The sequence below is a fragment of the Verrucomicrobium sp. BvORR106 genome (assembly GCF_000739655.1).
Taxonomy (GTDB): Bacteria; Verrucomicrobiota; Verrucomicrobiia; order Verrucomicrobiales; family Verrucomicrobiaceae; genus Verrucomicrobium.
The window spans coordinates 1-14,791 of the sequence record NZ_BATR01000131.1 but is presented as its reverse complement, the minus strand read 5'-3'; the positions used below and the strand labels follow the sequence as shown (position 1 = coordinate 14,791).

Annotated in this window: 11 protein-coding genes and 2 pseudogenes; 3 read left to right on the top strand and 10 right to left on the bottom strand. The window is 60.3% G+C overall.

The features are described 5' to 3' along the window. Positions 1-47: 47 nt before the first annotated feature. On the top strand, positions 48-671 hold the full coding sequence (locus tag BV106_RS24740) for a hypothetical protein (protein WP_038169177.1): 624 nt from the start codon (positions 48-50) through the stop codon (positions 669-671). A 170-nt stretch (positions 672-841) separates the two neighbouring features. On the opposite strand, the pseudogene BV106_RS24735 reads toward BV106_RS24740, so the two are convergent. The 3 genes and pseudogenes from BV106_RS24735 to BV106_RS24725 all read right to left on the bottom strand — a co-directional run. Then, positions 842-1,174, bottom strand: a pseudogene (locus tag BV106_RS24735) (FKBP-type peptidyl-prolyl cis-trans isomerase); the annotation flags it as partial. 461 nt (positions 1,175-1,635) lie between these two features. Beyond that, complete coding sequence (locus BV106_RS24730) at positions 1,636-2,937, bottom strand: hypothetical protein (protein WP_051946295.1); 1,302 nt, start codon at positions 2,935-2,937, stop codon at positions 1,636-1,638. 596 nt (positions 2,938-3,533) lie between these two features. Then, positions 3,534-4,007: a YciI family protein gene (locus BV106_RS24725; protein ID WP_051946294.1), complete on the bottom strand. Its 474-nt coding sequence runs from the start codon at positions 4,005-4,007 to the stop codon at positions 3,534-3,536. A gap of 638 nt (positions 4,008-4,645) precedes the next feature. Here BV106_RS24725 and BV106_RS39290 point away from each other — a divergent pair. Beyond that, positions 4,646-4,851: pseudogene (locus BV106_RS39290) on the top strand (hypothetical protein); the annotation flags it as partial. 126 nt (positions 4,852-4,977) lie between these two features. Further along, positions 4,978-5,586: a hypothetical protein gene (locus tag BV106_RS24715; protein ID WP_038169174.1), complete on the top strand. Its 609-nt coding sequence runs from the start codon at positions 4,978-4,980 to the stop codon at positions 5,584-5,586. A 42-nt stretch (positions 5,587-5,628) separates the two neighbouring features. On the opposite strand, the gene BV106_RS24710 is transcribed toward BV106_RS24715, so the two are convergent. The 7 genes from BV106_RS24710 to BV106_RS24680 all read right to left on the bottom strand — a co-directional run. Beyond that, a complete protein-coding gene (locus tag BV106_RS24710; RefSeq protein ID WP_038169173.1) occupies positions 5,629-8,187 on the bottom strand; it encodes a LamG-like jellyroll fold domain-containing protein in 2,559 nt (852 codons plus the stop codon). A gap of 304 nt (positions 8,188-8,491) precedes the next feature. Next, entirely contained in the window at positions 8,492-9,505 is a 1,014-nt protein-coding gene (locus BV106_RS24705; protein WP_063767995.1) for a DUF6807 family protein, read from the bottom strand. 25 nt (positions 9,506-9,530) lie between these two features. Then, the gene (locus BV106_RS38845; RefSeq protein WP_051946293.1) at positions 9,531-11,024 is read right to left on the bottom strand and encodes an SMP-30/gluconolactonase/LRE family protein; all 1,494 of its coding nucleotides are present in this window, start codon (positions 11,022-11,024) and stop codon (positions 9,531-9,533) included. 79 nt (positions 11,025-11,103) lie between these two features. Further along, on the bottom strand, positions 11,104-12,057 hold the full coding sequence (locus BV106_RS24695) for a D-2-hydroxyacid dehydrogenase (protein WP_038169172.1): 954 nt from the start codon (positions 12,055-12,057) through the stop codon (positions 11,104-11,106). 42 nt (positions 12,058-12,099) lie between these two features. Next, positions 12,100-13,338 carry a 2-oxo acid dehydrogenase subunit E2 gene (locus BV106_RS24690; protein ID WP_038169171.1) on the bottom strand — a complete coding sequence of 413 codons (1,239 nt, stop codon included), beginning with the start codon at positions 13,336-13,338 and terminating at the stop codon, positions 12,100-12,102. 75 nt (positions 13,339-13,413) lie between these two features. Beyond that, a complete protein-coding gene (locus tag BV106_RS24685) occupies positions 13,414-14,379 on the bottom strand; it encodes a transketolase C-terminal domain-containing protein (RefSeq protein ID WP_051946292.1) in 966 nt (321 codons plus the stop codon). Continuing rightward, the coding region (locus BV106_RS24680; RefSeq protein WP_038169169.1) for a thiamine pyrophosphate-dependent enzyme at positions 14,376-14,791 on the bottom strand (416 nt) is incomplete at its 5' end. The genes BV106_RS24685 and BV106_RS24680, both read right to left, overlap by 4 nt.

Below are 14,791 nucleotides of genomic sequence, written 5' to 3'. Positions count from 1 at the left end.
GCCCCCAACACCTCGACCACTGCCCACTGCCAACTGCCCACTGACTCATGCGCTTCCTCCTCACCCTCCTCACCGCTGCCGCCTTCGCACTCCCATCGCACGCCAATGACTCCCTGAAAAAGGTGGCCGCGGAGCTCGATGGCTACCGCTTTGAATTCCCGTGCCAAGACCCCATGCCGGAAAATCCCAAACCCGGGGCGGATGGCATTTCCGCCCGCAAAACGGATGACCCGGCAACCAACGACAAATTCACCGACACCAAGAAGTTCGGGGGTGAGCCGGGCAAACGCTACAAGGTCACCCTGCGGGTACGTGGCGTGGTGGAGCCCATGATGTACAAGGACGGTCAGCAGGTTGGTGAGCGATTCTACGTCGGAGGCAGCCCGAACAACGCCACCTACAACATCTACCAGCTCACCGTTTCCTCGCCCGCCTCACATTTCTTCTTCAACCGCGATGACAAGGTCGGCCACCGTATCTTCACCATCGACTATACCGCCACGATCGAGATCGAAGGCGGCGCGACGCTGACCCTTCATGGTAACGGCCAGAACGGCCGCATGATCACCAACTTCTCCAAACTCGTCGTCCCCGACATCGCTCCGGCTCCGCAGCCCTACAACGGCCAGTTCATCCAGCTCAATGTGCTGGATGTCGTGGAGGTAAAGTAGGTCGCTCTTGATCATTTTCCGCCAGCGCATGTTCAGTCTTCACCCGATCATGCGCTGGTACTTACCTCTTTCCGCGAACCCCGTAAGCGTCAGTGAGCGTCTGTCAGCGGTTCCTCGTGATCCCCTTGACCCTTACCCCTCTTCCCTTATCCCTTCTGCTATCAGTGGTTTCAATTCACCTTCAGAAGTTCCACCTGGAAAATCAAATCGCTGTTCGCCGGGATCTTTCCACCCACGGCGCGGCTGCCATAGGCAAGTTGGGAGGGGATGTAGAGCAGCCACTTGTCTCCAGGCTTCATGAGCTGCAGGGCCTCGGTCCAGCCGGGGATCACCTGGCCCACGCCAAAGCTGGCGGGTTGACCGCGATCCAGCGAGCTGTCAAACACCGTGCCATTCGTCAGTGTGCCCTTGTAGTGCACGGTCACCATGTCCAACTTGCCGGGAGACTGCCCGGTCCCTGGGCCTGAAGCCAGCACTTGGTAGCGGAGCCCGCTGGAAGTGGTCACCCAGCCAGAAGCATCGACCGAGGCGGTGGAGCCGAAGGGACTTTGGCCAGTGGTTGAGCCGGAGGCTGCGCTGGGTGCCGCCGGGGCACCGCTGCTGTCAGGTTCCGACTGGCAGCCAGTCACCAGGAGGGCCAGGGAGGACGAAAGCGAGAGGGCGAGGGGAGTGAGTTTCATAGAGGGGTGCGAATCGGAAAAGAGTATTGCGCGGGCGCCTGTTTGTTGATGTCAGAATTGAGGGAGAACGGGATGGGGTGCAACCATAGTTTTTGCGCATTGAGGCGAGTAGCAGCGAGATCATGCGTGGACAAGCCTCGCAGTCAAAAAGGAGTGGTAGGCTTCAGCCTGCCGGTGCTGAATGGGAGCCGCGCGGCTGCACAGGTTGAATCCTGTGACTACTTCTTCTACCGCCGCGTCGGTTCGTCGACGCACCGACGCACCGACGCGCTGACGCAGCGCCCTTACCCCTCACCGCCGGCTGCTTTTAGCTCTTCCAACCTCTTCCTCTCCGCCTCCAGTGCGGCCTTCTCTGCCGCCATGGTCGCCAGGGAAGCGGCGCGACGAACCTTTTCTTTGGCTTCCTGTTCGGCGCGAATCTTGGCGGCGGCGGCTTCGCGCTTGGCGCGAGCTTCTTCCTCCACCAGACGCGCGGCTTCGGCCTCGGCGGCCTGCTTGGCCTTTAGGGCCGCAGTCGCAGCTTTGAGGGCTTCCACTTCCAGACGGGCCTGCTCGCGCTCGGCCTCGCGTGCGGCTTCGCGTTCCGCTTTGGCCTTTTCTGCCGCTTCCTGTTTGGCAATACGTTCGGCTTCCCGCTCTGCCAGCAGTCGGGCTTTTTCGGCGGCGGCGGCTTCTTTGGCTGCCTGCTTCTCGGCCTGGAGGCGGGCCTTCTCCTCCGCGGCGGCGGCATCGGCCTGTTCTTTGGCGAGTCGGGCGGCCTCTTTCTCTTCCAGGAGCCGGATGCGCTCCGCAGCCTTCTCGGCATCGGCCTGTTCCTTGGCCAGCTTGGCGGCGGCTTTCTCGGCTTCCGCCTGCTCCTTGGCCGCCTGCTTCTCCGCCGCGATGCGGGCTTTCTCTTCCGCTGCAGCAGCCGCAGCCTGCTCTTTGGCGAGGCGCGCGGCTTCTTTCTCTTCCTGAATCCTCGCCTTCTCAGCTTCCTTCTCCGCGGCGGCTTGCTCCTTGGCGGCGATCATTTCGGCGAGGCGCCGCGCCCGCTCCGCAGCCTGCTCGGCGGCAGCTTGCTCTTTGGCGATCCGTTCAGCCTCTTTCGCCGCTTGGAAGAGGGCTCTTTCGGCGAGGAGTTCGGCGATGGCTTGTTCCTTGGCCAGTTTCGCTGCTTCCTTCTCGGCCTGGATGCGGGCTTTCTCAGCCTCTTTGTCCGCTGCGGCCTGGGCCTTGGCGGCTTCCCGCTCGGCTGCCAGACGGGCCTTCTCGGCGGCTGCGGCTGCGGCGGCTTCTTCCTTGGCGATCCGGGCGGCTTCCTTCTCAGCCAGCAGACGGGCTTTCTCCGCTTCGCGGGCTGCGGCCTCTTCCTCCTTGGCCTGGAGAGCTGCCACCTTGGCTGCCAGTTCAGCCGAAACCTTCGCCTCCTGGGCTTCCACCAGCGTCGTGGCGAACTCCCGAAGCTGCTGCGCCAGATCGACCGCCGTTTCCTGCAGGGCAGGGGCCGCGTCCGTCAGCACTCGAGGCCAGATCTCCAGCGTTTCCAGCTTGGCAGCGGTGTCAGTGAGGAGAGCGGTAAATTTCGGGTCGAGTCGGGTGGTCATCGCGTGAGTCGGAAAGGGGGAAGAGAGTATGAATGGAGACGGATTCGGCGCTGTAAAGTCTCTTGCGCGCCGGATCTCGAGTCTCTTGGTGTTCGACGTTCCCGGGGGGGCGTGCCGTGGCGAAAGGGAATTGGAATAAACCACAGAGGCACAGAGGTATGATTCGGGATAGCCGTCTCGGCCCAAGGAGAAACCCGTGGCATCGATTGGCGGGCCAGCGGCGGGTGGGGGCATTTGAGCCAGTGCGTGGGAGCAAACGATTATGAGTCCCCTGGTCTAACCACAGGCCCGAAGCCATTGTTGGTTGTGCGTGATCGAGCCAGCGCATGACGAACAACCCTGAATGAGGCCGGGCTTACAGCCCTCAGGAATTTTTTGTCATCATGACCGTGGGCGCTGCCCACGGCTGGTATGACGGCGGGCCCTTGGCCCTGAGCTTCTGTTCTCTTGAATGCCGTGGTTGTCGATCATGATCGCGTTCTCAGTTCCCAGCCTACAGGGCCGAAAGAGCCCAACCCAAGCGGCGGAGGTGACGAAGAGGTCGGATCGGAGCCCCGGAATGATTGCCTTCAGCCCTGACCTTCCCATTTCCACGGTTATTCCATTAGCGTTTCGTTAGTGTCAATTAGCGGTCCCCCCTTCAGTCCTTCCTCCTTTCCCTCCCGCTTCGCGGCTCTCTTCTGCACCTCCTCCGGCAGGTCCTCCATCTCCCAGATTTCCCGCAGCTCGATTACATCGCCATCCGAGGCCGGGCATCGCTGAGCCCATTCCAGGGCCTCCTGCTTGGACTTCACCTGGATGATCCAGAAGCCGCCAAGGACTTCCTTGGTCTCGATGAATGGCCCGTCCGTTACGGTGGGCTTGCCCTTGGCGAACGCCACCCGCGCCCCTCGGGACAGCGGATGCAGACCGTCCACCGTCAGAAGGATCCCGGCCGCTTCCATCTCGTCGTTAAATCTCCCCATGGGTGCCATCTCCTCTGCCGTCGGCTCAAAGCCATCCTCCTGCCTCTCGGACGCCGGCGTATCGGGTTGGTAACCGCGGGGAATCATCATCATCAGGAATCTCATGGTGGTAGGGGGGAGAAATTAGGTGTTAGATGTTATGCGTTGAGCGTTCGAGCGGCAGCCGGCTCAAGATGCCCGCTTCACAGGGTAGTCGACTGGGATCGTTGGAACTCGACATGCCTCCTCATTTTCTTTTTTGAGGGAAGGGGGTGGTCTTGTCCTTGTCATTAAGGAGACACGCTACATCGTTTGCCTTACCCTTACTCTCTTCATCGAACCTGAAACGAGCTGTCTGCAAAGGCACAGTCTGCAACACGAGTGATCAACTTGAACTATTCGGGGGGAAATCCTTCGGGGCTCGAAAGCCTTCGCAACAGCCGCGAAAGGCTGACCCGCGAACACCGCCAAAATTCAATTTGTTCCTGGCGGTCCTGCCAGATCGATTCACGGTGGAGCAGGTGCCCGGCATCGGATCCTCCTTTCTCAAAGAGCATCGTACGAGTGGCCGGTAGCGCCCCGTGTCCAAGTTACGTGTCTCCTTGAACGGCAACAGCTTTCACACCCTACCATGAGGATCTACTGAGAAATTCAGCTCGGCGATGAAGCGAGCCGCAGAGGCGATCGTTCTTCACACACCTTGACACCTTGTTTTGAGATCCACTTGGTTGGATCACCTTGACCCTTACCCCTCTCCTCCAACCATGCCCGGTCTTGACCTCAGTTCCTGGCAGAGTCTTCTCTCCACCCTGTTGACGCTGGTGCAACCATCCAACAGAGGCGGGAGCGATCGAATCGGCAGGTCAACGAACGCCTGCGCGTGCTCAGCGCCGCGTACGAGATGCTGGGGTGGCTCTTTTTCACTGGCGACCTTACGGTTGATCCCATCCATCAGCGTGAATTGCAAAAATGCGGCCAAGGGGATGTTCCGTATCGTTTGCTTGCAATAGACCTGTTCAAGTAGCTCCGTTTATCGTAAACTCCCGTTGCTCCCGAGATTCTTGGGCGGGCGTTGAAAATCAAGCCCCCTGATTCGATGAAAGTCACTTCCTCCTGGCAAACCGCCCGCCGGTGCGCGCTGCTCCTCTCTCTTGTGGCCGGATGGTCCGTGAGCGGCATTTCTGCACCTCCGCCCGCCCCTGCGCCCAAGGAGGAGGACCCTAACATCTTCAAGAAGATGGGAAGCTTCCTCTTTAAGAAGACGCGCGACTTTGAAAAGTCGCAAGAGCCGCCGCCAGCCGTGCCACCTCCCAATGCGGGGCAAAACAAACCCAAGACGGGCAGAAGGCCACAAACGCCGGGGAGTGCCGCTTCGCAGCCCATCCCTGGTACCAATTCGAGTCGGCGTGGGGAGACTCAGTACCTTCGAGAAGATCCCTCACGCCCGGGTACCGGGACTGATGGCAGTGATTCCAAAGGCAAAGGAGAGAAGGGGGCTGGGACGACGGAAAAGACAGCGGGGGCCAACGAAGTGATGGGGCCACCTGCGCCCCTGAGCTACGCCGTGCCCGTCGCCGGCCGGGTCGGATTCGTTTATCCTCCAGGTGCCGAAAGGACAGAGGCGAATATGCTCGACGTGCGCGGCTTGGCCCCAGGCCAGAAGGCCCGGGATCCCCGCACTGGAAACACCTTCCTTGTCCCTTAAGATTTCCTGAGGGATTTGGGAGCGCCGGGATGGTGCAGTGAACTACAAGCCCATGTCGTAGTACACATTCATTACGGGCTCAAAGATGTCTGTGGAGCGATGTTCACCGGAAAGCTCCGGGTGGTTGTCGGCCGACTCCAGTTCCAAGCGATAGACGTGTCCTTCTTCACGTTCCGAAGAGGGGAGCGTCTGTCCCCCCAGCACCACCCATTGCAGGACGATGATCTCCGTGTCTTCCAGGTGTCCAGACAACACCCGCTTCACCTTGTAAACGTTTTCTCCCAAGCTCCGCACGTAGGGGGCAATGGTTGCAGGTTCATCGGGCTCTGAAGCCTGAAGCAACTCGGCTTCCACCACAACACGAGCGGCGGGTTGTCGTTCCTGTCTTGTTTTGACCGAGCGTTCCTGGAGGGCGGCTATCTCTGATCCAGATAGCTCACGGTCCAGCAGGCGGATGTTTTCCATCGAACCCTCCCAGGGTTTTCCTCGAAGGACATCGTTGCCAAAGACCAGGTTGGCAGCTTCCCATGTTCCGGGATCACAAACTGCGGCGACTCGTGCCTTCTCCTTGCCATCGCGATATCCCACCAACTGTCCCGCCCCATAGGAGACCGCGACTTGGGTGGGTTCACCCGGAGTGACATCTCCCAAACTGAGGTTCACCAGCTTCCGATCTTTGCCCAACAGGGAAACCGACAAGGCGGACTGGTTCTGAACCAATTCGAGAACGGGCTTCTGCTTGGAACTGGCCAGGGACAGTACCGCAGACTCCTGTCTTCCGGCGCCTACGGACGGTTCGATGTCCAACGCCAGCGAGAAAGCGCCCGACGACTCGGCTGCCTTGGCGAACACCGGGGCGGCATCGTCGTCGGGAAGCAGGGAGCCGTGCCGGATCATCGCCCCAAACCAGCGGTTGGGGCGGGTGGCTCCCTCATAGCGTGCGGACCAGCTGCGTAGCACCTTTGCGTCTGCTGCGGTGATGACATTTCGGGAGCGCTCATTCTCCCAGATGAAGACGGTGCCGGGTAATCCGTTGTCGTTGGACTGTGCCAGCAGCGCTGGCGTGGGGGTGCCAGGCGCGCTGGGGGCATTGTGTTTGCTGGCTGCGGCAAACCATGCGTCCCCGAAGAAGTCCGCCGTGTGGTTGTAGGTCACGCGAAACCAACTCTCAACCTCCGTGAATCCTTGATCAAACCGACCAATGTACAGCTCGGTCTCTGGCATCCATTGTGGCGCAGTAAGGGTGACGAAGCGCACATCGTTCGTCCATCTCGGGTGGTAAACTTTACGCCCTGTCCATCCCGGCACGGTGGCGAGGTTGATTGTGCGTGGTGTCGCTTGGGGCGTATCGAAGAACTGCACCCCCGTATGCTGGCCAATGAAGTAGAAGGACCGATGGCTGCTGTCTGGGGCCACCGCGGGCCAGCACCCTTTTCCCATCACCTTGAACTCGCCGGTACCCATGTCTGCCAGTCCGCACTGCGGCCACGGGAAGGCATCGGCGGCCAGCTTGCCATCTCCGGAAAGATGAAACCATGCCGTTTGCGGCTGCCCGGTGCCAGATTTGGTCCAGACTTCTTCTGAAACCGATGGATCATCGAGTCTGAAACGCCTGACCGGAGCCCTTACGTCACGCCAGCCGGTGCGCACATACACCCAGGTCACTCCCGTGGCCGGGTCCGACCAGATGTCGGACGCATAGCCCGCCGAGAGTTCCCGCAAATTCGCTCCATCGAACCCCACGACGTAGCACTTGTGCTTCGTTTGGTGGGTGAAGACCACCTGCCTGCCGTCAGGGGTGAGCATGGGACTGGCGTAACTGCGGAGTTCCGAGAGGATGGCCCGCTCGCCTTTGCCGTCCTCTGTGTCATAGCCAAACAGCGTGCCCGTGCCGCCCTTCAGGTAGAAGTCCTCTTCGTCCTCGGTGCGGGTCCAAACGACCCGTGCGGGCCCTTCAGCAAAGTCGCGCAACTGCTGGGCGAGATCGGCAGGCGCGCTGGGACTGGCCAATGGCGGACGGGTGAGGGGGGCTCCGGACGGGGCTGGCAGAACTTCGATACCACTGAGAAACACATCATCTCCGCGGCCACGGGTGCCTCTGATCTCCAGGCCATTGCCGTCTTTGACCTGCACCACGGCTTCATAGATGTAGGCCCGGTTGGGTGACCCCGCTGCTTCTCTGGGGCTGAAGTTTTGCAGGAGATGCTCGCCTTCGATCCAAAAATCCATGCTGCGTTCAGCCTGCTGCTTGCCATCGACAAAGTGCAGCCGCACCAAGTAGGTGCCATCAGCCACACTTCTGATCCGGTAGGTGACGTTGGCTCTCCGCACCGATTGATACACTGGCTCCGGTGCGGGCTCTTCAGTTCCCTTGAGGTTGAGCCTCTGGCTGAAGCGGTACTTCTTCCCTCGGACCACGTAGTTCTTGTCTGACAACCACACGTGCCCGGTGAGCCGGTCTTTGATGGTGCCACCTCCGCAGTTGATGCGCAGGGCTTCAAACGGGCGCGCGACGGCAGGCGCGGCATGATGGGTGCTGGCAAAACAAGCCAGCAAGGCCGTGGATAACGCCACGGTAAAGGCGGTGGAGCGGAAAGTCATGAAACTGGCTTGAGATACGAGACGAGAGCCCTAGGCATCGGGTTGCCTGAGGACAGCTCGATACAGGGAAGTTCACAGAATCATGCACCCATCAGAAAACGCGCGTGAAGCTGTTCTCGGATGCGGGGGCGACGCTGTGGTCAGCGTTCATGCACCTTCATAGAAGGTCAGCACAAACGCGGGCAAGGGGTCTCGTTGGTCTCAGCCTGGAATGTTCATGGAAATTGCGAGCGAGCTGGGGGTGAAAATAGAAAGCGGCACGTCCTTTAGAGGAGTGCCGCTTGTTTGACAACCACGAACGCAATCAGTTCGACTTTGGCGTGGCGGGAGCTGTTTTTGCCTTTGGTGCTGCAGGCTTTCCTGCGCCTTCAGCTTGTTTCTGCGTCACTTCTGGGGTGGGAGCGCTTTTCCCTGTGTATTCGTTCCAGGCTTTCTGGATCACCTCGGCGGAGGGCAGTCCGCCTTCGGCGATCAAGAAGCGGACCTGCAGGGTCAGCGTTTCATCCTTCTTGATGCTCGTCTTGAAGAACGCCCCGAACCGGCCGTAGTCACGGTAGGCGGAGATGCGTGTGCCCGTGGGATTGGAGGCATGGTTCAGGTAAACCACGCTGTAGGTCTTCCCGTTGAGCGAGTAGGTTTCAGCGAACCAAGGATAATCGAGATCCTTGTGGGCGTCCGCCTTGGCCACGGGATAGAGGTAAGCCGTCTTGGTGCGGTCTACTTCCTGTGCAGGGCGGAACTGGAGGCCGGCGTGTTCCGGATCGCCATCGAAGGTCGTGTCGCCAGCGATGGCCTTCAGTTTCGTCGTCACGTCGATGATCGAGTAGAACTGACCCGAGGGAGCGAGGAATTTGAATGTGCGCTCATCTTCCAGCACCGGCTCTGCCGCTTCGCCCTTGCCCTGCCAGCGGACGAGGGAGGTGAAGGTGGCCCCGTTCGCGTCAGCGGACTGGTTGAGGTACTTCACATGCACCTGCGCCCCGTCCTTCATGTGCCAGCGGTCATAGGTCTTGTCTCCCACCACCAGTTTGTTCCAGCCTTCAAAGATGCCGCGGTGGTGGGTGAAGTCGCCCCCCGGTCCTTTGGTGATTGGCCCGGTGCCGTCGGCGTCGAAGACGTGCAGGAAAGGCTTGTAGGTATCGTGGATCTGCTCCTTGCTGGAGATGTCGTACGCCGTCATCCAGCGGGCGATTACCTTGCCATCCCGCAGGATGTCGAGGTGCTTGGAGGGCGTGTCCTTGAAGCTGTACTCCGCACTGAATAACGGAGAGGCGCAGGCGAGAAGCCCGGCGAGAAAGGGGAGATGATGCAGTTTCATGAGAAGTCGTGAGGTGCGAGTGTTGTTAACGACGGCCGGACACGTTCATTTTCACGCCGTAGAAGCCGGTCTTGGCGGTGATGTAGAGCATGTTGTCGCGGCCAAAGGTGCAGTTGGCCGGGTTTTCCGGAACCTTGATCTTGGTCACTTCCTTGCCGGTGGGATCGAAGACCCAGACGAATTCCTGTGCAGTCACGTAGACATTGCCAAACTGGTCGATCGTCATGCCATCGCCCCCGGTGGCCTGGCCTTCTGCCATCTTCGCAAAGTCGCGGCCGTTCTTCACAGTGCCATTGTCTTGGACGTCGTAGGCGCGGACCTTGTTTGAGCCATTGTCTCCCACATAGAGGGTCTTCTTGTCGAGAGACAGCACGATGCCGTTGGGCTTGAGGCAGTCGTCGATCACCTGGGTGACCTTCCCACCGCGGTCCACGTAATACACGCACTCTTTCTCCATCTGGATGTCGTCCTTCTGGCCGTAGTTGGGGTCGGTGAAGTAGTAGCCGCCCTTGCCGTCCAGATCGACGTCATTGGACTGATTGACCTTCTTGCCGCCCACCTTCTCGACGATGGTTTTGATCTCACCGTTGGCTTCGCGGGTCACCTTGCGAGCTTTCATCTCACAGGCCAGCAACGCCCCCGTAGGGGTGAAAATCAGGCCGTTGGCACCGCCGGTGTTCTCGCGATGCACGCTGGTCTTGCCGGTCGCTGGATCATAGATGTGAATCCGGTTGTTGGGAATGTCGGTGAAGAAGATGCGGCCGTCCGGAGCCAGAGCAGGGCCTTCCGTGAACTTGAACCCGCCCTGGAGGAGCTTCACTTCGGCACCTTCAGCCACCAAGGATGCGGGTGCCTTTGGAGCCTGGACTTCAGGGGTGAGATCTGCCTTGGACGGGTTTTCCAGCAGGCGGATGTTGCGCCAGCGCACCTGCATCTGGGTATCATTTTTGCCAATGCCGTGCACCTGTAGGGCGATGAACCCCTTCGGGGTCATGCCGTCCTTCAGGCTGGCAGCGGGTACGCCGTTGAGGAACGTACGCAGTTGATCGCCGATCGCCTCTACGCGGGCCTTGTTCCATTCGTTTTGCTTGAAAGCAAAGCGGGCGGCGTCGTTGGTTTCCAATGGGGCCAGCCAGGCACGGCGGCCTTCGTCATAGATGCCGGCCGTCCAGGCGCGATCTGCGGGATCGATCTCGAACTGGTAGCCATGGACTTGCCCCGACTTGTAGTCGGGCTTGGATTCACTGCGGAACTGGATGCCGCTGTTCATGCGGGGATCCACCTTGAACTCCAACTCCAGGACGAAGTCCCCGTAGTCTTTTTCCGTGCAGAGAAAGCTATTCGGCGTGTTGGGGGCGGTAGTTCCCACCACGGCTCCGTCTTCCACCGCATAGGTGGCTTTGCCGCCCCGCTGAACGAATCCGGCAAGATCCTTGCCATTGAAGAGGTTCACCCACTCTCCGGCGAAAAGAGGAAAGGCGGAGAGGAGACAGAGGGCGGCGACGGGTAGCAGTTTCATGAGGTCAGAAAAATCCAAAACGCAGGGGGAGTGATACTGCCCGAAAGCGTGATTTTCTGACAACCGAATTGATAATTTTTCAGCTTACCGCGTTCTGTGGCACCCCGGCCAGGAATGCTTCCACATTTTCCGTGGCCACCTGAATGAGCCGTCCACGCGCTTCCAAGCTGGCCCACGCGATGTGAGGGGTGATGAAGCAGTTGCGAGCGGTGATCAGGGGATTGTCTGCCGCAGGGGGCTCTGAGGAAAGGACATCCAGTCCGGCACCCGCGAGACACCCGCTGTTGAGAGCCTCTGCCAAATCGGCCTCGTTGATCAACGGACCCCGCGCCGTGTTGATCAAGAACGCGCTGGGTTTCATCTTGGCGATGTTCTCGCGGTTGATGATGCCTGAAGTGTTGGGTGTTAAGGGGAAATGTAATGTTAATACATCTGAATCATTGAAACAGGACTCAAGGTCCACTTTCTCAACGCCTTGAAGGGGTTCAGTTGTCCAGGTGCGGCGATTGGCGATGACTTTCATCCCCATGGCGAGGGCGATTCGGGCCACGGCCTCACCGATCGCGCCATAGCCGAGAATGCCCAAGGTGCGACCGCTCAGCTCCACCAGGGAACCATCCCAATAGCTGAAGTCCTGGCAGGAACTCCAGCGACCCTCGCGCACGGTCTGTGCGTGATGGCCGACCCGGTGGGTCAACTCCAACAGGAGCGCAAACACCGTCTGAGCCACTGAGGCAGTACTGTAACCTGGAACGTTGCACACAGTGATCCCGCGCTCCTTGGCGGCGGCAATGTCCACGACATTGTAGCCAGTGGCGAGCACGCCAATGTAACGCAGCTTGGGCAGGGAGCGGATCGCTTCGCCGCTGATGACGGTCTTGTTGGTCAGGATCAACTCACAGTCTTGGGCTCGATTCACCACTTCGCTAGCAGGCGTACGATCATGGAAGGTGCACTCCGCCAAAGCGTTCAAGCCATCCCAGGAGAGATCGCCTGGATTGGCGGTGTAAGCATCGAGAACGGTGAGTTTCATCAGGCTGTGAAAAGGGAATTGCAGGGCTGTTCGAGGGCTCGGTCAGAGCTTTTCGGGAGTCTGGAGAAGCTGAGCCACGCGTGCCAAGAGCCGACCTGCGCCGCCACCATCGAGAATGCGGTGGTCGAAGCTCAAGGTCAGTTCAGCCTCGGTCACGGGGATGAAGGTCTTCACTTCCTCACTCCAGACGGGAGCCTTGCGCCCGGCACCCAGCCCCAGCACCAAGTTTTGCTCGGGAAGGGGAATCGGAGTCGCCCACACGATGCCGAACGTTCCGAAATTTGTGACCGTCGCGATGCCAGGGCGACTGGCTTCATTGGGCAGGCGGCGGGTGCGGGCCTGTTCCACGAGCTTGTTGTAAACATCCACCAGGGTCGCCAGCGGTTTTTTTTCCACCTCACGGAGAGTGGGAACCAGCACGCCGTCTGCCACTTCCACGGCAAAGCCGATATCGATGGCCCGGGGGTGGACGATGCGATTTCCCACGAGGCGGCCGGCCACGGCGGTGTCTTCACTGAGGGCCAGGGCGAGAGCCCTGATCACGTAGAGAGCGGGACCAGGTTTGGGATTAGCCTTCTTCCGGTGGGCCAGCAGCGGGTCCAGTACCACGGGAGAACCCACGGTCGCGAGTGGCCGGCTCCAACTGCGACGCATGGAGTCCGCCACTGCGATGCGCATGGGGGACGCATTGGTCATGCGATGAGCATCCAGGTTGCGCAGGAACTGTTCGAAGTCCTCCACCGTGACGCGGCCACCTGCGCCGGTGCCAGCCACAGCAGAGAGGTCGGAGGCGTTCAGACCCAGTTCATTCATCCGGGCGCGCATGCGCGGAGAGATGTAATGAGCGCCAGTCGCCCCGGCGGGTACGGGCAGGCCGCCCACCACGGGCTCGACGGTGGGAAGGCGCTCCTGGATGGTGTCGGCGTCGCTGATCTTGAAATGCAAGTTGGCTGGCTCGCCGTCGTCGTGATGATTGGACGATGGTTGAGGCTTGGGCGCGGACTTGATGGGGTCCACTCCCATGTCTTTAGCCATTTGGGAGGAGACTTCCAGTGCTCCCAGATTGGAACCCACCGGGTAGCTCACATTGACCTGGGCGGTGAGTTCGCCCACCTTGCCCTTGCAGGGGGCGGTGACGGTCATCACGGCCTTGTTCGTCTCCACCTCAAAGATCTCCTGGCCCTCATCCACATCCTGCCCAGGCTCGATGAGCACTCTGACAATCGTGGCTTCGGCAATAGACTCCCCAAGTTGGGGCATGAGAATCGGGATGGCGGGCATGTGGGCTGTCGAGGAAGGGAGAGTGATGGAAGCGCAGAGGGTGTCTGCGCACCGTCGATAGAGACTGGGAAGCGGCTAGAACTTCAAAAGTTTGCGAAGTTCGGCCACAATGCTTGCGGCCGTGGGCCGGTGGGCGCGCCAAAGATTCGGGTGGTAGGGAATCGGGGTGTCTTTGGAGTTCAGTCGCTGAGGCGGGGCATCCAGAAGGTGAAATCCATCGGCCACGACGCGAGAGATCACCTCTGCAGTGACACCACCCCAGGGGAAGGATTCGCCCACGCAGAGTAGACGACCCGTCCGGGCCACGGAGGCCAAGATCGTGCCGGTATCGATCGGCTTGACGCTCCGGAGGTCCACCACTTCGATCTGATAGCCGTCCTGCTGCAGTTCCTCTGCGGCACGGATGCTCTCATGCACCATGGCAGAGTAGGCCACTACCGTGGCATGACGACCTGGACGAGCGATGCGCGCCTTGCCAATCGGCAAGGTGGAGCTCGGCAAGGCATCGGCCTTCAGGTGGTAGTAGAGAAACTTGTGTTCACAGAAGATCACCGGGTCTTCCAGTTCCACGGCATCCAGCAGGAGGTGATAGGCATCCTCCACGGTTGCAGGAGTCAAGATCACCAGCCCCGGATAGTGGGCGTAGATGCTCTCCATGCTCTGGCTGTGAAAGGGACCGCTGCCCGGGGTGCCCCCACTGGGCAGGCGGATCACGATCGGGCACGGTACATTGGTGCGCCAGTACAGCGTGGCTGCCTGGTTGACGATCTGGTTGAATCCGACGCTGCTGAAATCGGCAAACTGCATCTCAACGATCGGACGGCTTCCTTCCACGGCGGCTCCGATGGCCATGCCGACCATGGCGTCCTCGCTGATGGGCGAGTCCATCACCCGGCCGGGAAATTCCGTGCTGAGGCGTTTGGTAGCCTTGAAGGCCCCGCCGAATTCTCCGATGTCCTGCCCGTAGATGAAGACGCGCGGGTCACGGCGCAGGGCTTCGTACTGGGCTTCGCGAATGGCTTCGAGGTAGGTCAGACTCATTTCTCTTCGTCCACCAAAGCCGAGGTTGCGAGGGCGCGCCACGATTCTTTGTAGGGATCGGGCGTTGGTTCACGGCTCGTCTGGGCGAGGGCCCGATCCACTTCCTTCTGGGAGTTTTCACGCAGAGTCAGCAACTCCGCCTTCGTGGCCCAACCGCGCTCAAGGGCGCACTCCTCGGCCAGATGGAGGCAGTCGCGACCATGTTCGGAATGCTTCACTGTATCGGGAATGTAAGAGGCGTCATCGTGCTCACCGTGCCCGCCCAGGCGGAGCAAGGAGCCAACCACCATCTGCGGACCGTGCCCGGCTCGGGCGCGACTGATGGCGTGCTGAAAGACCTGCAGGCAGGCCAGGAGATCTTTGCCGTCCACCTCATAGCCCTCGACGCCGTAACCTTTGGCGCGATCGACGA